General features: G+C 69.5%; 21 protein-coding genes. 4 read left to right on the plus strand and 17 right to left on the minus strand.

Annotated features, from left to right (window positions below; genetic code table 11):
- The 6 genes from DI005_RS34750 to DI005_RS34775 all read right to left on the minus strand — a co-directional run bounded on the left by DI005_RS34750 (position 1) and on the right by DI005_RS34775 (position 3,635).
- On the minus strand, positions 1–357 hold the full coding sequence (locus DI005_RS34750) for a hypothetical protein (protein WP_233520427.1): 357 nt from the start codon (positions 355–357) through the stop codon (positions 1–3).
- Positions 358–377: 20 nt separating this feature from the next.
- Positions 378–1,232 carry a PD-(D/E)XK nuclease family protein gene (locus tag DI005_RS34755; RefSeq protein WP_113644894.1) on the minus strand — a complete coding sequence of 285 codons (855 nt, stop codon included), beginning with the start codon at positions 1,230–1,232 and terminating at the stop codon, positions 378–380.
- A 135-nt stretch (positions 1,233–1,367) separates the two neighbouring features.
- Positions 1,368–1,994, minus strand: a complete 627-nt coding sequence (locus DI005_RS34760; protein WP_112276023.1) for a MarC family protein — start codon at positions 1,992–1,994, stop codon at positions 1,368–1,370.
- Between the two features lie 5 nt (positions 1,995–1,999).
- Complete coding sequence (locus tag DI005_RS34765) at positions 2,000–2,869, minus strand: PHP domain-containing protein (protein WP_113644895.1); 870 nt, start codon at positions 2,867–2,869, stop codon at positions 2,000–2,002.
- 24 nt (positions 2,870–2,893) lie between these two features.
- Positions 2,894–3,454: a PH domain-containing protein gene (locus tag DI005_RS34770; RefSeq protein ID WP_112276021.1), complete on the minus strand. Its 561-nt coding sequence runs from the start codon at positions 3,452–3,454 to the stop codon at positions 2,894–2,896.
- Between the two features lie 19 nt (positions 3,455–3,473).
- A complete protein-coding gene (locus DI005_RS34775; protein ID WP_168213889.1) occupies positions 3,474–3,635 on the minus strand; it encodes a hypothetical protein in 162 nt (53 codons plus the stop codon).
- Between the two features lie 158 nt (positions 3,636–3,793).
- Between DI005_RS34775 and DI005_RS34780 the strand changes: the two genes are divergently transcribed.
- Positions 3,794–4,204: an NUDIX hydrolase gene (locus DI005_RS34780; RefSeq protein ID WP_112276020.1), complete on the plus strand. Its 411-nt coding sequence runs from the start codon at positions 3,794–3,796 to the stop codon at positions 4,202–4,204.
- Here DI005_RS34780 and DI005_RS34785 read toward each other — a convergent pair.
- From DI005_RS34785 to DI005_RS34795, 3 genes are read right to left on the minus strand one after another with little or no spacing between them, the layout of a single operon-like run.
- Positions 4,201–5,820: an acyl--CoA ligase family protein gene (locus DI005_RS34785; protein WP_113644896.1), complete on the minus strand. Its 1,620-nt coding sequence runs from the start codon at positions 5,818–5,820 to the stop codon at positions 4,201–4,203. The two genes, DI005_RS34780 and DI005_RS34785, sit on opposite strands and share 4 nt — an antisense overlap.
- A gap of 24 nt (positions 5,821–5,844) precedes the next feature.
- Positions 5,845–6,960 (minus strand): DUF2332 domain-containing protein, encoded by a 1,116-nt coding sequence (locus DI005_RS34790; RefSeq protein ID WP_113644897.1) that lies wholly within the window; start codon positions 6,958–6,960, stop codon positions 5,845–5,847.
- On the minus strand, positions 6,953–7,456 hold the full coding sequence (locus DI005_RS34795; protein WP_110335161.1) for a MaoC family dehydratase: 504 nt from the start codon (positions 7,454–7,456) through the stop codon (positions 6,953–6,955). The genes DI005_RS34790 and DI005_RS34795 overlap by 8 nt, the downstream gene beginning before the upstream one ends.
- Before the next feature lie 306 nt (positions 7,457–7,762).
- Between DI005_RS34795 and DI005_RS34800 the strand changes: the two genes are divergently transcribed.
- The 3 genes from DI005_RS34800 to DI005_RS34810 all read left to right on the plus strand — a co-directional run bounded on the left by DI005_RS34800 (position 7,763) and on the right by DI005_RS34810 (position 10,514).
- Entirely contained in the window at positions 7,763–8,851 is a 1,089-nt protein-coding gene (locus DI005_RS34800; protein WP_113644898.1) for a magnesium and cobalt transport protein CorA, read from the plus strand.
- 167 nt (positions 8,852–9,018) lie between these two features.
- Positions 9,019–9,672, plus strand: a complete 654-nt coding sequence (locus DI005_RS34805) for a metallophosphoesterase (protein WP_112276012.1) — start codon at positions 9,019–9,021, stop codon at positions 9,670–9,672.
- Positions 9,669–10,514 (plus strand): ParB N-terminal domain-containing protein, encoded by an 846-nt coding sequence (locus DI005_RS34810; protein ID WP_113644899.1) that lies wholly within the window; start codon positions 9,669–9,671, stop codon positions 10,512–10,514. Before DI005_RS34805 ends, DI005_RS34810 begins: the two co-directional genes overlap by 4 nt.
- A gap of 86 nt (positions 10,515–10,600) precedes the next feature.
- Here the strand turns inward: DI005_RS34810 and DI005_RS38400 are convergent, their stop codons facing one another.
- From DI005_RS38400 to DI005_RS34850, 8 genes are all read right to left on the minus strand, one after another.
- Positions 10,601–11,476: a hypothetical protein gene (locus tag DI005_RS38400; RefSeq protein ID WP_112276008.1), complete on the minus strand. Its 876-nt coding sequence runs from the start codon at positions 11,474–11,476 to the stop codon at positions 10,601–10,603.
- On the minus strand, positions 11,473–12,168 hold the full coding sequence (locus DI005_RS34820) for a DUF998 domain-containing protein (RefSeq protein ID WP_233520428.1): 696 nt from the start codon (positions 12,166–12,168) through the stop codon (positions 11,473–11,475). Before DI005_RS34820 ends, DI005_RS38400 begins: the two co-directional genes overlap by 4 nt.
- Positions 12,169–12,422: 254 nt before the next feature.
- Entirely contained in the window at positions 12,423–13,604 is a 1,182-nt protein-coding gene (locus DI005_RS34825; RefSeq protein ID WP_112276006.1) for an ABC transporter ATP-binding protein, read from the minus strand.
- A 4-nt stretch (positions 13,605–13,608) separates the two neighbouring features.
- Positions 13,609–14,451 carry a carbohydrate ABC transporter permease gene (locus DI005_RS34830; protein ID WP_113644901.1) on the minus strand — a complete coding sequence of 281 codons (843 nt, stop codon included), beginning with the start codon at positions 14,449–14,451 and terminating at the stop codon, positions 13,609–13,611.
- Positions 14,451–15,395: a carbohydrate ABC transporter permease gene (locus DI005_RS34835; RefSeq protein ID WP_112276002.1), complete on the minus strand. Its 945-nt coding sequence runs from the start codon at positions 15,393–15,395 to the stop codon at positions 14,451–14,453. Before DI005_RS34835 ends, DI005_RS34830 begins: the two co-directional genes overlap by 1 nt.
- A complete protein-coding gene (locus tag DI005_RS34840) occupies positions 15,392–16,717 on the minus strand; it encodes an ABC transporter substrate-binding protein (RefSeq protein WP_112276000.1) in 1,326 nt (441 codons plus the stop codon). The genes DI005_RS34835 and DI005_RS34840 overlap by 4 nt, the downstream gene beginning before the upstream one ends.
- Before the next feature lie 203 nt (positions 16,718–16,920).
- Positions 16,921–17,442 (minus strand): general stress protein, encoded by a 522-nt coding sequence (locus DI005_RS34845; protein ID WP_112275998.1) that lies wholly within the window; start codon positions 17,440–17,442, stop codon positions 16,921–16,923.
- Between the two features lie 132 nt (positions 17,443–17,574).
- On the minus strand, positions 17,575–18,087 hold the full coding sequence (locus tag DI005_RS34850; protein ID WP_369973654.1) for a gamma carbonic anhydrase family protein: 513 nt from the start codon (positions 18,085–18,087) through the stop codon (positions 17,575–17,577).
- Between the last annotated feature and the right edge of the window lie 218 nt (positions 18,088–18,305).

Consider the following 18,305-nt stretch of genomic DNA (forward strand, 5'->3'; position numbering starts at 1 on the left):
TCAGGCCCACCAGTAGAGCCACAGCACGCCGCCCGCGATCGCGAGCACACACAGCGCGGCAACGCCCGCGAGGCGCCCGCGACGGCGGTCCACCACGAGCTGAGCGATGACGGCGAGCGCCGCGCCGGCGAGGTGGCCGAGCACGGAGACGAGTCCGGGCCCCTCGGCGTCGCCCAGCCAGCTCACGACCTGCACGCCGAGCACGAAAAGGGCGAGCACCACCAGCCCGGCCGCGAGGGAGCCGGTGAGGCCGCGCCACCACCGGCCCGTGCGGCGAGAAGGCGGCTGCCCCCCGGTGCCGGGCGTGGCCAACTCGACCGTCTCGAGCTCTGTCGTGTTCGGCCCGTGCAATCTCACTCCACGTGTGTCTTCCGCGCTCAGGGCGCGAGCAGGTCCCACGAACGGGCGGCGGGCGCCGCCTGCTGCCCGTCCGGGCAGCTCGGCCGGAAGTCGCACCAGGAACAGCGCCGTGACGTGCGCGCGGGGAACAGCGTGTCGGCGTCTCCGCCCGCCTCAAGGGTATCCGTTGCGGTCTGCAGCTCCGCCGCCGTCTCATCCGCGCGGGTGAGCTGCCTGCGCAGGCTTTCGGGCGTGTGCTCGGCCGCCGCGACGGTGCCGCTGGGCACGTGGTGCAGCTCGACGCGGTGGCAGGGCCTGCGCAGCGTGCGGGCGGCGGCCACGGCGTAGAGGGCGAGCGCCTGGGAGCCGCGGGCCTCGTACTCGTCGGGCGCCTTCCTGCCGGTCTTGTAGTCGATGATCACGAGCTCGCCGTCGCGCTCGTCGATGCGGTCGGCGCGGCCCTCGACGATCAGCGACGGCGGCCCGTCACCCGCGCTGACGGGCGCGGAGACCCAGCGTTCGAGCCCCACCGGGTCGCCGCTGACGTCGTTGTGCTCGACGTACTCGGCGACCCACTGCCTGGCCCGCTCGCGGTACTGCTGCGCCTGCGCGGCGTCGAGGAAGCCGGCGTCGTTCCACTGCTCGGTGACGAGCGCGGCGGCCCGCTCCGGCGTGCGCCGGTCGGCAGGCAGATCGAAGAGGGCACGCAGGGCGTTGTGGACGACGGCGCCGAGCGTGCTGTGCGCCCAGGCGCCGGTGCGCTGCGGGGTGGGACGGTCGAGGTAGGTGAGCCGGTAACGACGCGGGCAGTCGTCGAACGTCGACAGCCGCGCGGGCGTCACCTTCGTCAAACGCTTCGGCTGCACTCCGAAGTCGAAGCCCAGCTGCCCCATGCACACCACCCTGTCCCAGCGTACGTATCCCCACCGACAACCCCGCGCCCGAAAGGCGAGCAAGGGAGCTTTGCTCTCGCCAAACGGTAGTAAAGCTCCCTTGCTCCCGGTGGGGACGGGGCGCGAGCGGAGACCTCACGCCCCCGAGATGAACCCGCGCACCGAGTCGGCGACCAGCTGCACGGCGATCGCGGCCAGCAGCAGGCCGGCGATCTTCGCCAGCAGCGTGATCCCGCTTTCCCTGATCACCTTGATCAGCACGCCCGAGTAGCGCATGCACGCCCACAGCACCACGTGCACGGTCACGATCGCCAGCGCCAGCGCCACGTACGCACCGGCCCGCCCGTCGGCCTGCCGCACGAACACGATCGTCGCCGCGATCGCGCCCGGGCCCGCCAGCAGCGGCGTGCCAAGCGGCACGAGCGCCACGTTCACGTCCTCCGCCGCCTCGGGCTCGGAACCGCCCCGGCCGGTGAGCAGGTCGAGCGCGATGAGCAGCAACAGCAGCCCGCCCGCGCCCTGCAACGCCGGGATGCCGATGCCGAGGTAGGTCAGGATCGCCTGGCCCGCCACCGCGAACAGCGAGACGACCAGCAGGGACACCAGCACCGCCTGCCGCGCCGCCTTCGCCCTCGCCGACGGCGGCTTGCGGCCGACGAGACTCAGGAACACCGGCACGGTCCCCGGCGGGTCCATGATCACGATGAGCGTGATGGCGGCCTCGAAGAACAGGTTCGCGTCGAAGTAGTCCGCGAACGCCACGGCGCTCAGCCCACCTGCACGGCGGCGCCCGAGGCCCGCGCGACGAGCGCCTCGAACTCCTCGGGGGCCGTGGTCTCCTGGCCGATCGCGATCGTCTTGTTCGTGCCGTGGTAGTCGCTGGACCCCGTGCGCACCAGGTCCAGCTCCTTCGCCAGGTCACGCAGTTCGGCGCGCGTCTCGGAGTCGTGGTTCGGGTGGTCGACCTCCAGCCCGGTGAGCCCGCACTCGGCGAGGTCGGCGATCACCTCCGGGGTCACCGTCGGGCCGCGCGAGGCCGCGAACGGATGCGCCAGCACGGTCACGCCGCCCGCGTCGGCGATCATCTCGATCGCCGTCTCCACCGGCGTGTCGCGGCGGGGCACGTAGTAGCCCCGCCCGTTGCCGAGGTAGCTCGTGAACGCCTCGTCGACCGACGACACCAGCCCCGCCCGCACCAGCGCCTGCGCCAGGTGCGGCCTGCCCGCGGGCGCGTCCGGGTCGAGCAGACCGAGAATCTCGTCGGGGTCCACCGGCAGGCCGTCGGCCGCCATGTGCACCGCCATCGTCCGCAGCCGGTCGCGCCGCTCGCGCCGCAGCCGCTGCTGCTCGGCGACGATCGTGGGCGACGTCGGGTCGAACAGGTACGCGAGCAGGTGCACGCTCACCCTGCGGCCGTAGGCGTCGACCGACTCACAGGACAGCTCGGCCCCGGGAACGAGCCGCATACCCGGTGGCAGAGCTTGGGTCGCGGGCTGCCAGCCCGCGGTGGTGTCGTGGTCGGTCAGCGCGACGACGTTCAGGCCGGCGCGTGCCGCCGTGGCCACCAGCTCCGCGGGGCTGTCGGTGCCGTCCGAGACGGTCGAGTGGGTATGCAGGTCGATGCGCACACGGTCCATTGTCCAGCGCGCCCGGCGCGGGAATCAGCCGACCACTCGCTTACCCCGCGCGGCGCGCTGCGCCTTGATCATGGAGAACCGCTCCGCCTGCTTGGCCTTGTCGCCGAACACCAGCGCCGAGATGGTGTCGTAGAACTCCTCCGGCTTCGGCAGGTACTCGATGCGGTTCAGCGCCTGGATCTGCCCCGCCGACTCCACGACCATGGTCCCGTAGCCGAGCATGCGGCCCCAGAACGAGCGCTCGTAGGTGAGGTCGGTGACCTTGGTGATCGGCATCATCAGCACCTTCGTGGTCCAGACGCCGGTGGTCATGATGAACCGTTTGTCGGTGACGACCAGCCGTTCGACCCACCACTCGATCACCTGGTACGCGAAGCGCAGCACGACCAGCAGCGCCAGGTACCAGAGGATGTTCTGCACCACCCACATCGACGGCGGCAGGATGTACGACACCATCACGCAGATCGCGATCAGCGCGATGGCCTCGAACATGTCCCAGGCCAGGCAGGACCAGTGCCGCCTGATCCGGATGACCCTCCGCTCTGTGTCGAGGAGGTACTCGTCTGGGTCGCGCGGAGCGAACATAGAGGAAGGGTAGCGTCGATCAGCTGAAGATGTTGCTCACGAAGGTGATCACGGCCTCCGCCGCGTCGCGGAGGAAGCCGATGATGTTGTTCACGAGGCCCGCCGCGTTTCCGGGTTGGGCGATCACGAAGAACAGAACCAACGCGATACCAGCGAAAGTCGCAAGCTTTTTCGCGTTCACGGCGATCAATCCCGTCTCTCGAGTGCAGACCTGGTGGCAAGGTGCCACTAAGTTTGTACCGCACTGCGCAGCGTTACGGGAGGAAAGTCCTGCGCTTGGGTCAGCGGACTGCGCAAATCGGCCCCATTGACTACCGAGCGTGACATGGAGGACTACACATGGGCGGGGTTCGGTGCGTCGGCGGCATCGTGCACGACGACGCCGGCCGACTGTTGCTCATCCAGCGTGGCCACGAGCCCTCGGCCGGCCGGTGGTCGCTGCCGGGCGGGCGGGTCGAGGAGGGCGAGAGCGACGCCGACGCACTGGCCCGTGAGCTGCGCGAGGAGACCGGGCTGGACGTTGTCGCTGGTCAGCTCGTCGGCAGTGTGACGAGGGGGTCGTACGTCATCTACGACTACGCGTGCACCGTGAGCGGCGGCGAGCTGAAAGCGGGCGACGACGCGGCCGACGCCCGCTGGGTCGACGCCGCCGCCTTCGGAGCACTCGCCGCGGCGGGGGAACTCACCGAAGGGCTCGCGGCCACCCTGCGTGACTGGGGTGTGCTTCCCCACGGCGCGGGTGACCGCTAGCCCTGGACGCGGCTCACCCTTCCGGCCCAGTCCCTCTCGCGCAGCTGGAACTTCTGGATCTTGCCGGTCGACGTCTTGGGCAGCTCTGTGACGAACTCCACCACGTCGGGCACCTTGTACCGCGCGATCTGCCCGCGGACGTGCTCCAGCAACTCCTCGGCGCTCACCTGCTCGCCCGGCCGCAACACCACGTACGCCTTGGGCCGCTCGCCCCACTTCTCGTGCGGCACGCCCACCACGGCGACCTCCAGCACGGCGGGATGCGAGTCGACGGCCGCCTCCACCTCGATCGTGGAGATGTTCTCGCCACCCGACACAATGATGTCCTTGGCCCGGTCACGCAGCTCGATGTAGCCGTCGGGGTGCCACACGCCCAGGTCACCGGAGTGGAACCAGCCGCCGCGGAAGGCCTTCTCCGTGGCCTCGGGGTCGGCGAAGTAACCGGACATCACGTTGTTGCCCCGCATCACGACCTCGCCCATCGTGACGCCGTCCCTCGGCACGTCCGTCATGTCCTCGGCGACCACTCGCACGCCGTCGGTGACCACCATGCCGACGCCCTGCCTGGCCAGCAGCCTGCTCCGCGCCTCGACGTCGAGCTTCGGCCAGCCCTCCTGCCACTCGCACACCGTGTAGGGCCCGTAGGTCTCGGTCAGCCCGTAGACGTGCACCAGCCGCGCGCCCAGCGCCGTCATGCGCTTGATGACCGTCGGGCTCGGTGGCGCGCCCGCGGTCGTCACCACGACCTCCTGGGCGAGCGGATGCGCGCCCTCGAAGTTGGCGATCGTGTTGAGCACGGTCGGCGCGCCGTTGAGGTGCGTGACGCCCTCGGTGTCGAGCAGCCGCCAGATCTCCGCGGCGGCAGGCGCCCGCAGGCACACGTGGGTGCCGCCGATCGCCGTGATCGCCCACGTCGTGCACCAGCCGTTGCAGTGGAACATCGGCAGCGTCCACAGGTACCGCGACTCCGGGGTGTGCCGGGAGTGGACCAGCTCGGCCAGCGAGTTCAGGTACGCGCCGCGGTGGTGGTACATCACGCCCTTCGGCTTGCCCGTGGTGCCCGACGTGTAGTTGATCGAGATGGTGGCGCGCTCGTCGGCGACCATCCACGGGAGCGGCTCCTCGCTCCCGCGCGCGAGCAGGTCGGCGTAGGAGATGCCGCCGGCACCGGCGTCCGGGCTCGCGCCGGACGCCGGGTCGGTGACGGTCACGATCTCCCGCACGGGCGCGTCACCGGGCACCGAGCCGTGCAGCGCGGCGTCGACCACCAGCAGCCTCGCGCCGGAGTGCTCGAGGATGTACCGGATCTCGGCAGGCGCGAGGCGCGTGTTGATCGCCACCAGCACCCCGCCCGCGAGCGGCACCGCGAAGTGCGCGACGAGCATCTCGGGGATGTTCGGCAGCAGGTAGGCGACGCGGTCGCCAGGCTCGACGCCGCTCGCACGCAGTCCGCTCGCGACTCTCGTCGCCTCCGCGGCGAACTCGCGGTAGGTGAGCCGGCGCTCCCCGTAGGCGATCGCGACCTTGTCGGGGAACACCTCGGCCGACCGGCGCAGGAACGACAGCGGGGTGAGCGGCGTGTGCCACGTGTCCGCGTGTTCCGGGGTGACTGCCATCACCCCATCCTGTCCAGCGGCGGCCTACCGGGCAAGCCAGGTCATGCGCTGACCATGCGAGGACGCGAGCGCGAGCGCCTGCGCCTGCACGGTGCCGCCGTTCCACGTGGCCACGCCGAGCACGGACTGGGCGGTGCGGGTGTAGGCAAGCTCGTCGCGGCCCGGCAGCACGTGGACGAGCGCCGACTCGTACGGCTCGGCCGTGACCCACCACAGTGGACGGTCGGCGGCGACCTCGGCGAGCGCGGACACGAAGGCGGCGCGCTGCTCGGCGGCAAGGTAGGCGAGCACCCAGCTGGTGAACACCACGAGCGGCAGCTCGGTGGGCACCCGCGCGGCCGCCGAGGCCAGATCCGCCACGGCGTCGCCGGTCACCAGCTCCGGCGGGTCCTTGCGCTGCGCGGCCGCGGCCGTGCGCAGCAACCGGATCCGGTCGGGCTGGTCGGCCCACACACACGCCTCGAGCCACGCGAGCTCGTCCTCGTCGGCACTGTCCACCGGGGACCGGTCGAGCCCGACCTTGGCGCCGACCACGAGCTTCTTCGGCACCTTCGGCAGCGCCGCGCCCTCGCCGAGCTCCAGCGCGCAGTGCAGCCCGACGGGCGTGCGTGCCGGGCCCGCCGCGATCTGCTCGCCGCCGTCGCACTGGTAGTGGTAGCCGTACGTGGCCAGGCCCAGCAGCAGGCCCGCGCTGCACCCGACCTCCAGCAGGCCGACCGCGCCCTTCGGGCCCTTGGCCTGCTTGGCGACCATCGCGACCGCCGGGTACAGGGTCGTCGCCCTGCGGACCTCGTTGGTCTGCGTGAACCGCGTGCTCACCAGCTCACGCACCTTGTCGGCACGCTCCAGCAGGAACTCGCGGAACAGCGGCCACGTCTGCGAGTCGACGCCGTCGAACCCGCCCAGCGACGGGTAGTAGCGCGAGAGCGGATGGATCGGATCGGCCTGCACGAGCCGGTGCGCGGCGGCCAGCAGCAGCGTGGGCTGCGCGTCCTCCGGATCCGCCGCCGTCAGCAGGCCCGCGATGTCGTCGTCCTCGGCGGCCTGCGCCGCCAGGTGCTCGTACAGCGGCGAGGTGCCGCCCGCGTCGTGCTCGGCGAAGCGGCGCAGGCGGCGCTTGATTCTGTCCAGGTCACTCATGGGGCACCGGACGGCCCGGCTGCTCGCCGCCCCGGGCCTCGCCGTAGGAACGCTTGGGAACCATGACCTTCCTCCGGAACGTGCACACGACGGTGCCGTCCTGCTTGTAGCCGCGGGTTTCCACGTACACCACGCCGCGGTCGTCCTTCGACTTCGACGGCGTCTTCTCCAGCACCTCGGTCTCACCGTAGATGGTGTCACCGTGGAAGGTCGGCTTGATGTGACGCAGTGACTCCACCTCCAAGTTGGCGATGGCCTTTCCGGAGACGTCGGGCACGGACATGCCGAGCAGCAGCGAGTAGATGTAGTTGCCCACCACCACGTTCTTGCCGAAGTCCGTGGTCTCCCCCGCGTAGTGCGCGTCCATGTGCAGCGGGTGGTGGTTCATCGTCAGCAGGCAGAAGAGGTGGTCGTCGTACTCGGTCACCGTTTTCCCGGGCCAGTGCTTGTAGACAGCGCCGACCTCGAACTCCTCGTAGTACCGCCCGAACTGCACCGCTGTAGCCTCCTTGCCGGTAACGTCACACCGCCCTGCGGCGACGTCCAGTGATGTTGGGGAGTACCCTTGACCATTGGCGCGCGGTGCGTCAACGCGAGTAACACCACCCTTCGGCCTGAGGAGGTGAGGAACGCACGATGAGTAGTGGCGATAGTCCGCTCCCTAGTTCAGCCGGCGTTCCCTCCTGGGCCGAGCACGTTCTCTCTCGGTAACCGGGCCGGGTCCGCTGGCAGTGCCGGGCGGACATTTCACGTCTTTCGTCCGGTGCGTCGTCCTCATCAGTGACGAGCCAGGAGATCTCCCATGCCTGCGATTCCCTCCCTCGGTGGTCTGCGCGGCCGGGGCAACGGCCGTGCGGCGCGCGCGGTCACCCCGCCGAAGCCCGTGCCGCCGTCGGCCTACGTGGTCGACTGCGGGGTGTACGTCGACGGGGTCCGTCAGCCTGGTCCGTGGACGCACGCCGAAGCGATCCGCGAGGTCCGGGAGCGCGGTGAGGGCTTCGTCTGGATCGGTCTGCACCAGCCCGACGCCGAGCAGATCCAGGGCGTCGCCGACACGTTCGGCCTGCACGAGCTGGCCGTCGAGGACGCCGTGCACGCCCACCAGCGGCCGAAGCTGGAGCGCTACGACGACACGTTGTTCATGGTGTTCCGCACGGTCCGCTACGTGGAGCACGACTCCCCCACCACGGCCAACGAGATCGTCGAGTCCGGCGAGCTCATGGCCTTCCTCGGCACCGACTTCATCATCACCGTGCGGCACGGCAACCACGCAGGCCTGGCCAACCTGCGCCGTGAGCTCGACGCCGACCCGGAGCGGCTGGCGCCGGGTCCCGCGTCGGTGCTGCACGCCATCGCCGACCACGTCGTCGACCACTTCCTCGAGGTGACCGACAAGATCGAGGACGACATCGACGAGATGGAGACCGAGGTCTTCGCCCCGAGGACCCAGGTCACGTCCGAGCAGATCTACCTGATGAAGCGCGAGGTGCTGGAGCTGCGCAGGGCGGTGTCGCCGCTCGCGACGCCGCTGCGCAGGCTGTCGGAGGGCTACACCCGGCTCGTGCCCGACGACGTGCGCTCGTACTTCCGTAACGTCCACGACCACGTCACGACCGTGGCCGAGCGCGTCGCGTCCTTCGACGAGCTGCTCACGACGCTGGTCGACGCGACGCTGGCCAAGATCACGCTCCAGCAGAGCACCGACGTGCGGAAGATCACCGCGTGGGCGGCGATCATCGCGGTGCCCACGGCACTGGCCGGGATCTACGGCATGAACTTCGACTACATGCCGGAGCTGCATTCCCGCTACGGCTATCCGATGATCATTGCCGTCATTCTCATCATCTGTCTGCTGCTTTATCGAATATTCCGGAAGAACCGCTGGCTCTGACCCGAATCGTTCGACATGCGACTGGAGAATGCCATGCCCCGCATGCTGACCAACATCAAGTTCTGGGCGCTGGCCGCCGCGATCACCTGGATCGTCGTGGTCGTCGCCGTCATCGCGAAGAACCCCGACTACGCGCTCGGGACGCAATAGCCGCTTAGGCTGGCTGTATGCCGCGAGCGCTGGTGGTCGCCGACGAGGTCGACGAGAAGCTCTGGACCGACTGCGTGCGGAGCCTCTCGGTCGACCTCGTGCTGGGTGCAGGCGACCTGCCGTTCGACTACCTCGAACACCTCGCCGACACGCTGGAGAAGCCGCTCGTGTTCGTGCCCGGCAACCACGACCCCGACCTCACCGGGTTCACCCGCTACCGGGGGCTCGTGCTGCGCGCGGGCTTCCCGGCCCGGTGGCCTGGGCCGTGTGGGGGCGTCAACGCGGACGGCCGCGTCGTCGAGGTCGCCGGGCTGCGGATCGCGGGCCTCGGCGGGTCGATCCGCTACAACGAGGGCCCGAACCAGTGGACGCAGCGCCAGCAGGCCCGGCGCGCCCGGCGCCTGGTGCGCTCGGCCCGCGGCAAGGCCGTCGACGTGCTGCTGACCCACTCGCCGCCGCGCGGGGTCGGTGACCGCGAGGACCGCGCGCACCATGGGTTCGACTGCCTGCACCGGACGGTCGAGCGGCTGCGCCCGCGCTGGCTGCTGCACGGCCACATCCATCCGCACGGCGAGAAGGTCCGAGAGCACCGCGTGGGCGATACGCGCGTGCGCAACGTCGTGGGCGCCCACGTGCTCGAACTCGGCAGGCAGGGGGTGGGAGTTCCGTGAGCTCGCGAGAGACCGGGTTCCCGAGGGCCGACGCCGAGCACGACTTCCTGCGGGCCCGCCGCAGACAGGTCCTTTCGCGGCTGGCGACGTGGCTGCGCAGGGAGCCCGACGACGTCAACATCATGCTGCCGTTCGACGAGGTCGTCGACGCGCTGGGCTGGGAGGGCGAGCGCCGCATCGGCCTGCGCGTGATCCGGCTCGACTCGATAGTCGGCAGCGTCGACCGGGGACGGGACTTCGACCGGCGGTTCCGCCCCACGTCGGGGCGGGTAAGGCAGCGCTGGGAACGGCTCGCGCTGGCGAGCCGCCGCGGCGAGGCCATCCCGCCGATCGAGGTGTACCGGATCGGTGAGCTGCACTTCGTGATCGACGGCCACCACCGCGTTTCGGTGGCGCACGCACTGGGGCTGGAATCGATCGAGGCCTACGTCACCGAGGTGCGCACGAAGCTCAACCCGAGCGGCATCCGCTACCGCGGCGACCTGATCGTCAAGGACTACCGGCGGCTCTTCCTCGAACGTGTGCCGCTGACCGGGGAGGCACGCGCGGCGATCGTGCTCTCGGACCCGTGGGACTACGCGGAGCTCGGCGAGCACGTCGAGGCGTGGGGGTTCCGGCTCATGCAGGACGGGGGCACGTTCCTCGACCGGGTCACCATCGCGGCGCGCTGGTACGAGACGGAGTACGAGCCGGTGGTGCGGATGCTGCGGCAGGCCGACCTGATCGGCGACCGAACCGAGGCCGAGGCGTACATGTGGGTGGCGGGCGAGCGCTACCGGCTCATCCGCACCCACCGCTGGGACGACGACGTGATCGAAGCCCTCCGCAGCCGCCGCAGGTAACCCCTCAACGGTCAGCCCCGCTGCAGTGAAGGCCACCTTCACTGCGTTGAACGCAGTGAAGGTGGCCTTCACTGCAGTTGTGTGGGTCAGGAGGAGGTGTGGGCTTCACCGCGCAGGCGGCGGCGTTCCACGGCCTCCGGGTGGTGCCGGGCGAGCACCACGATGCCGCTCACCGCGATCACGCCGCACACCACGAGCGTGGTGAGGAAGTCAGAGCTGATGCCGCCCGCCTCGTCGAGCACGGCGAAGCCGATCGTGGTGGCGACCGCGGGGTTGAGCATGGTCTGCGCGCCGACCACGACGTCCGGCGGTCCGCTGGCGTAGCCGAGCTGGATGAACCAGGAACCGGCGAGGAAAGCCACCGCGAGCGCGACCAGCGAGAGCATCGGCAGATGGGAGATGCCCTCGGTGCGCACGGTGTAGGTCACGTCGCGGATGAGCACCGTCACGAGCCCGTACGCGGCACCCGCCGCCATCGCGAGCGAAACGCACCGCACGATGCCCCTGCTCAGCGCCGCGAGCAGGCCCAGCAGTGCCACGCCGAGCGCCACGAACTGGCCGGCCAGCAGCACCGCGCTCGCCGGGATCTCCTGCTCGGTCACCTCACCGGCCGTGCGGGTCACGAACAGCACGATGGCCGCCGTGGTCGCGCCGACGGCGATCCAGCCAGGGACGTCCAGCTCGCGCGCGTTCAGCAGGGCGACCATCGGCAGCGCCAGCACCACGATGGGCGCTACGACGGTGACGGGGGCGAAGGTGAGCGCGAGGATCTGCAGCACGGCGCAGGCGAACAGCACGGCGAACCCACGCGCCCACAGCGGATTGCGCACCAGGTCGCCGAGCTTGCGCAGCGTCAGCTTGCCGCCCTTGGTCTCGGCGCGGACCCCGTCGTGTTGCAGCTGCGCGCCGATCGCGCTGCACGCCGCGCCGAGCACGGCGAAGAAGATCGCGACGGTGATCATGACGTCAGCACCGGCCCGTCGGCGGTGCGCCGGGGCGCGCGGATGGCCGTCCACGACACCACGAGCAGGCGGACCGCGAGCACGAGCAGCATGGCCAGCTCGAGTGTGAACAGGCCGCGCTGGATCAGGCCCGAGACCGCCCGCCAGTCGAGCACACCGGGGAACTCCCACCACGCCAGGAGATCCGGCAACCGGGCGGCGAGGTAGGCCAGCGCGAGCACGACGCCGCCGAGCGCGAGCCCGCGCAGGACGCGCGCCGTGTCCGCCCAGCCGGGCTGCGTGCCGAGGGCCCTTGCCAGCGCGAGCCCCGCCAGCGGCAGCGTGACGAACAGCGAGGCACCCGCGAACTGGTGGATCCAGCCGCTGGCCGTCTCGATGCGCGGGGAGTTGTCGGTGGGGAACACGGCGCAAAGGACCAGCGCGACACACCACGCGCCGAAGCCGACCACGGCGCGCGCACCGAGGCGGACGCGCAGCTGCGCCATGCCGACCAAGATAGTGGCTGTCGCCATGGCGACAGCGAAAAGCGCGGCGTCGAATGTTTCGGCGCCACGCTCCACGAAGACGTAGTAACTGACCGCGCGCGACAGCGGGTCGACCTCGTCGGCGAAGTGAACGTTCAGGTAGGTCATCGCGAGCACCGAACGCGCGAGCGTCAGCAACGCGAACACCGCAAGTGCACAGGCCAGCACGGAGAACGCACCCGCCCAGCGAGCGCGTCTGACGCTCGGACCCCCTGCGTTCAATCCGGACCTCCCCTACCGCGAGGCTCCCTCAGGTCAACGTCGAGATCGTCGCACCTGTTCCCTGAGAACACGCGGAGAGAAAGGCCCCCAAGGCCACCTTTGGTGCGTTGAACCAACGCTGCGGCGCGTCAGCGTCTCCGTTTGGGTGGTGGTGGGAGACGGGCGGGCGAAGCAAAGGTGGCCTTGGGGGCAGGTGGGCGTTAACCCGAGTAGGTGAGATTGGTTCCGTTGGCGGGGTCGAAGAGCTGGATACGGTCCGGGTCGAACCAGACGTCGAGCGGCTGGCCTTCCCGCGCCTCGGAGCTGGCCGAAAGCCGGGTGACGATGGCGGAGCCGGTGCCGGGGACGTCGGTGGCGCCGGCGTCGGCGGCGAGCTCCTCCAGCTCGGCCGTGGTGGCGAGCTCCTCCTCGACGGTGAAGTAGGCGTACTTCTCGGCGCCCATCGACTCCAGCACGTCGACGGTCGCCGTGAACGTCGAGCCGCCCTGGCGGTGCGACTCCTCCATCAGCGCCGCGTCCTCGAAGTGCTCGGGGCGGATGCCGGCCACGACCTCGCGGGGCGCGTCGGCCGCCTCGGCGAGGCGGCGGACGCGGTCGGTCAGCGTGATGGTGCCCAGCGGGGTCTTCAGGCTGCCGTCCTCGAGGGTCGCGGGGACGAAGTTCATCGACGGCGAGCCGATGAACCCGGCCACGAACAGGTTCGCCGGGTGGTCGTAGAGGAACTGCGGCGAGCCGATCTGCTGCACGATCCCGCCGCGGAGCACGACCACCCGGTCGCCGAGGGTCATGGCCTCGGTCTGGTCGTGGGTGACGTACACGGTGGTGGTGCCGAGCTGGCGTTGCAGCTTCGACACCGAGGTGCGCATCTGGCCACGCAGCTTGGCGTCCAGGTTGGACAGTGGTTCGTCCATGAGGAACGCCTTGGGGCTACGCACGATCGCCCGGCCCATCGCCACGCGCTGGCGCTGGCCGCCGGAGAGGTTCGACGGCTTGCGGTCGAGGTGCTGGGTGAGGTCGAGGATCGCTGCCGCCTCCTCGACCTTGGAGCGCACGGTGGCGTCGTCGACCTTCGCCAGCCGCAGTGGGAAGGCCATGTTCTCCCGCACGCTCATGTGCGGGTAGAGGGCGTAGGACTGGAACACCATGGCGATGTCGCGGTCCTTGGGTGCCTTCTCGTTGGCGCGGGCGCCGTCGATGCGCAGCTCGCCGGAGGAGATGTCCTCCAGTCCCGCGATCATGTTGAGTGCGGTGGACTTGCCGCAGCCGGAGGGCCCGACGAGGATCACGAACTCGCCGTCGGCGATCTCGATGTCCATCTCGGACACTGCCAGTGCTCCGTCCGGGTACCGCTTGGTCACCTTGTCGAGCACGATCTCAGCCATTGCGTTACCCCTTAACCGCACCGGAGGTCAGCCCCGCGACGATGCGGCGCTGGAAGAACAACACGAACAGGATGATCGGGATGGTGATCACCACGGCCGCCGCGGAGATCGTCCCGGTCGGGTCCTCGAACTGCGAGGTACCCGTGAAGAACGACAGCGCCGCCGGCACCGTGCGCGACGCCTCGGTCGACGTCAGCGAGATGGCGAACAGGAAGTCGTTCCAGCAGAAGATGAACACCAGGATCGCCGTGGTGAACACGCCAGGCGCGGCCAGCGGGGCGATGACCCTCCGGAACGCCTGTCCCGGGGTGGCACCGTCCATTTTGGCCGCCTTCTCCAGCTCCCACGGGATCTCGCGGAAGAACGCCGACAGCGTGTAGATCGCCAGCGGCAGCGCGAAGGTGATGTAGGGCAGGATCAGACCGGGCCAGGTGTCGAACAGCCCCAGCTCGCGTTCGATGTTGAACAGCGGTGTCACCAGCGAGATCTGCGGGAACATCGCGATCAGCAGCGAGATGCCGACGAGCAGCTTCTTGCCGGGAAAGTCAAGCCTGGCGATGGCGTAGGCCGCCATCATGCCCAGGATCACCGCGATCAGCGTCGCGATGATCGAAATGCCCAGCGAGTTGATCAGCGGCCGGATGAACTCGTTGGTGGCGAAGATGTCGGCGTAGTTCTGGAACGTCCACTCGCGCGGGATGAAGTTGCCGTCCGACAACGTCTCCTTGGACTTGAACGACAGCGAGACGATCCAGAGCACGGGGAACAGCGCGTACACGACGACGATCACGTCGACGAGCGCCCACCTGGCTTTGCGGCCCGTCGTGACCGCACCTCCGATGGCCATCAGCGCCTACCCCCTTGGTCGCTACCCGGTGCCGCCGTCCCGAACACCTTGACGAAGATGAACGCGATGATGGCGACCGTGATGAAGATCAGCACGGCCATCGTCGAGCCGATGCCTAGGTTCAAACCCTTGATGAGATTGTTGTAGGTCTGCATCGACACCGACGACGTGTCGTTGGCGCCGTTGGTGAGCACGAAGATGTTGTCGAAGATGCGGAACGCGTCGAGCGTGCGGAACAGCAGCGCCACGAGGATCGCCGGTTTCATCACCGGCACCATCACCTTCGTGAACCGCTGCCACGCGTTCGCCCCGTCCATCGACGCCGCCTTCAGCAGGTCGTCCGGCACCAGCGCGAGCCCCGCCATCAGCAGCAGAGCCATGAACGGCGTCGTCTTCCACACCTCGGCCAGGATGATCAACCACAGCGACGGCCACTGCTGGGTCAGTGGCGCGCTCTCCCCGGCCAGCGCGTTGGCCAGATATCCCGTCTCCGGGGTCCACGCGTAGAACCACGAGAACGCCGCCACCACCGTGACGATCCCGTACGGGATCAGCGTCACCGTGCGCACCAGCCCCCGGCCGACGAGAGTCCGGTGCATGACCAAGGCCAGCGCCATGCCCAGCACCAGCTCGATCGCCACCGACACCACGGTCAGGAACATCGTGGTGCCGAACGCCGTCCACCAGTACGAATTGCTGAGCACCGCGACGTAGTTCTCGAAACCCACGAACTGCCGCTCGTCCGGGAACCGCAGGTCGTACCGCTGCAACGACAACCAGATCGAGTACCCGATCGGATAGCCCGTCACCGCGATCATCACGATCGCCGCGGGCGCGCACAGCAGCAGCCCCAGCCGCCGCTCCGCGCGCTTGCCCTCGCTCAGCGCCGGTTTTCCCTTGGCAGGCGCGGGTTTCGCCGGTGCCTCGGTGACTGCGTGGCTCATGGGATCACGCCCTTCGAGTCGAGCGCGTCGGTCAGCTGCTCACGCAACTGCTCCGCCGTGCCTTCCGGATCGATGTCCGACGGCGGGGACAGCACCTTCGACATCACCGTCGACAGGTTCTGGTACGCCGGAGTCAACGGCCGCACGGCCGCGTTCTTCAGCGCCTCCAGGATCGTGTCCTTCATCGGATACTCGGTCGCCATGCTCGGGTTGTTCTCCGGGTCGGCAGGCTTCGAGGGGTCGAGCGGGCGCGGGTCGGTGTAGACCGACTCGATCGTCGGCGGAACACCGTCGTTGAGCGCCGAGAACTTCTGGTTCTCCGCGCTCCGCAGGCACAACGCCGCCTCGAACGCCTCGGGCTTGTGCTGCGACGCCGAGCTGACCGCCAGGTCGTAGCCACCGATCGTGGTGCGGCCGTCGCCGTTCGACCCGACGCCGGGGTACGGCGCCCACTTGAAGTGCTCGAGGTCATCCGGCTTCTCCGACGCGTAGGAGGCGTAGACGAACGGCCAGTTCAGCTCGAACGCGCCACGGCCCTCCTGCATCGCAAGGCGAACCTGGTCCTCCTCCATGTTGGTCAGCGACGGGTCGGTCAGCCCGGAGGCGCTGACCTCCTTGAGGATCTCCAGCGCGCGCACCGCGCCCTCGTCCATCACCACCGACTGCCCGTCCTCGGAGAGGATGCGCCCGCCCGCGGACTCGACGATCGAGTTGTAGACCACCACCAGGCCCTCGTACTGGGCCCCGGTGAAGAGGATCTCGTGCGGCTCACCGCGTTCCTGCAACTCGCGGGACATCTGCATCATCTGGTCCCACGTGCGCGGGGGTTCCGGCGTGATGCGGTCGTCGTACCACAGCAGCTGCACGTTGGTGTTCTTCGGCGCCGCGTACAGCCTGCCGTTCCACGTCGCCGTCTCCAGCGGTCCGGGCAGGACGTCTCGCTCGGCCTCCGCCTTGTTGGCGCCCGTCCACTCCTCGACCCAGCCCGCCTCGGCGAACTCCGGCACCCACGTCACGTCGAGACCGAGCACGTCCATCGTGTCGTCTCCGGCGGCCAGCCTGCGCACCATCTGCTCGCGCTGGCCGTCCGCGTCACGCGGGAGCTTGTTGTAGACGATCTCGTACCGACCGTTCGCGTCCTCGTTGCAGTTGTCCACCACCGTCTGGAAGTTGTCCTCGGGCGCGTAGTAGACGTTGATCTTCATCCCGCCCTCGGTCCCGCAGGCGGTGAGCAGGCCCGCGCCCACCACCGTCGCTCCGAGTAGACCCGCGGCCCTGGCGGGCGGTCGGCCTCGCCTTGACCACGTCGGGGGCTTCGCCATCTGGTCTCCCTCCCATGTCACGCAGACAGGGCGGGAAACCCGTTCGCACCCCGTCGTGCGTGAGAACCAACCTCACGGCAACCATCCGTGTGCCGCTGACCGGTGCCGAAAACCTATGCCCGCCGATCAGAGCACGCAAGCACTCACCGTAACGATTCAGTGCCGGACCTGCTCCGTCGGTGGCACCCTGCGGCCACGAAACGTCAGCCGGACCTGCCCATCGCGAGCTTCGCGAGCAGATCGCGGCCCTTCTCGGCGTTGCGCGGCTGGCACAGGACGTCGTACCGGCCCGCGACCAGCTGGCTCGCCGAGGAGAAGTCGCGCCGCCCTCGGGACGACGCGTAGCTGAGCGCGGCGAACACCACGCCGAACAGCACACCGGCGATCAGGCCGACCAGGACCGGCGCGTACGACATGCCCTGCGAGCTGTTGAACATGCCGAGCAGCAGGCCGACGAAGAGACCGAACCAGGCGCCGGACAGTGCGCCGGTGCCCAGCACGCGGCCCCAGGAGAGTCTGCCGATCACGCGCTCGACGAGCATGAGGTCGACGCCGACGATGGTCACGTCCTGGACGGTGAAGTCGTTGTCGGCGAGGTAGTCGACGGCTCGCTGCGCCTCCTCGTACGTGCCGTACGAGCCGATCGGCCAGCCGGTGGGTGGTGTCGGAAGGCGGGGCAGACCGGGCGCCTGCCGCCCCGATGAGAGTGGACCGGTCACGATCATCACCTGTGCCTCGATTAGTCCGCGCTGTGGGCCCTCACCAGCGCTCCGCCCATGGTCTCATCCTGCCAATACGGATGAAACCACGCGAACACGGCGACCGGTGAAGATCCACCGGCTAGCCCGTTCAGGTGATCAGTCGGCGCTGGAGGCCTTCGCGTGCATGGTGGCGAGCGCCCGGTAGGCCTCCGCGTTGTGAACGGTGCTCTCGCGCTCCTCGGCCGTCAGCTCCCGGCGGACCTTGCCCGGCACGCCCGCCACCAGCGAACCCGGCGGAATCTGAGTGCCCTCCAGCACCACGGCACCCGCCGCGATGAGCGAGCCACGGCCGACGACCGCGCCGTTGAGCACCACCGCCCCCATTCCGACGAGCGCGTCGTCCTCGATCGTGCAGCCGTGCAGCACTGCGCGGTGGCCGACGCTCACGCCCTCACCGATGGTCACGGGGAAACCGGGGTCGGCGTGCACCACCGAGCCGTCCTGGATGTTGCTGCCGGCGCCCACCGTTATCGAGTCCAGGTCGGCGCGCAGCACCGACGTGTACCAGACGCTGGCCTCGGCGTGCAGCGTCACCTGGCCGCAGAGGCGGGCGTCCGGCGCGACCCACGCCGTGTCGTGCACCTGCGGGCGATGACCGTTGATCTCCACGTTCGGTTCCTTCCGTTGCGAGAGCGACGACGACAGGATCGCCACCGTCCAGGACAGTAGCGGTGCGCCGACCACGACGAGCCCCTGTAGCCCGCAGCTGCCGGTGGAGAGGCCGCCTGTCGGGCACCTGGCACGGACCCTGACCGCAGTGCAGGGCCCAGACGACCGCAGTGAAGGCCACCTTCACTGCGTTGAACGCAGGCATGGTGGCCTTCACT

Source organism: Prauserella sp. PE36 (assembly GCF_003311655.1).
Classification (GTDB): domain Bacteria; phylum Actinomycetota; class Actinomycetes; order Mycobacteriales; family Pseudonocardiaceae; genus Prauserella_A; species Prauserella_A endophytica.

Coding starts and splice junctions, on each gene's coding strand:
- DI005_RS34755 (WP_113644894.1), bottom strand. CDS start 1,232: ATGGGGCAGCTGGGCTTCGACTTCGGAGTGCAGCCGAAGCGTTTGACG.
- DI005_RS34765 (WP_113644895.1), bottom strand. CDS start 2,869: ATGGACCGTGTGCGCATCGACCTGCATACCCACTCGACCGTCTCGGAC.
- DI005_RS34770 (WP_112276021.1), bottom strand. CDS start 3,454: ATGTTCGCTCCGCGCGACCCAGACGAGTACCTCCTCGACACAGAGCGG.
- DI005_RS34780 (WP_112276020.1), top strand. CDS start 3,794: ATGGGCGGGGTTCGGTGCGTCGGCGGCATCGTGCACGACGACGCCGGC.
- DI005_RS34785 (WP_113644896.1), bottom strand. CDS start 5,820: ATGGCAGTCACCCCGGAACACGCGGACACGTGGCACACGCCGCTCACC.
- DI005_RS34790 (WP_113644897.1), bottom strand. CDS start 6,960: ATGAGTGACCTGGACAGAATCAAGCGCCGCCTGCGCCGCTTCGCCGAG.
- DI005_RS34800 (WP_113644898.1), top strand. CDS start 7,763: ATGCCTGCGATTCCCTCCCTCGGTGGTCTGCGCGGCCGGGGCAACGGC.
- DI005_RS34805 (WP_112276012.1), top strand. CDS start 9,019: ATGCCGCGAGCGCTGGTGGTCGCCGACGAGGTCGACGAGAAGCTCTGG.
- DI005_RS38400 (WP_112276008.1), bottom strand. CDS start 11,476: ATGATCACCGTCGCGATCTTCTTCGCCGTGCTCGGCGCGGCGTGCAGC.
- DI005_RS34825 (WP_112276006.1), bottom strand. CDS start 13,604: ATGGCTGAGATCGTGCTCGACAAGGTGACCAAGCGGTACCCGGACGGA.
- DI005_RS34830 (WP_113644901.1), bottom strand. CDS start 14,451: ATGGCCATCGGAGGTGCGGTCACGACGGGCCGCAAAGCCAGGTGGGCG.
- DI005_RS34835 (WP_112276002.1), bottom strand. CDS start 15,395: ATGAGCCACGCAGTCACCGAGGCACCGGCGAAACCCGCGCCTGCCAAG.
- DI005_RS34840 (WP_112276000.1), bottom strand. CDS start 16,717: ATGGCGAAGCCCCCGACGTGGTCAAGGCGAGGCCGACCGCCCGCCAGG.
- DI005_RS34845 (WP_112275998.1), bottom strand. CDS start 17,442: ATGATCGTGACCGGTCCACTCTCATCGGGGCGGCAGGCGCCCGGTCTG.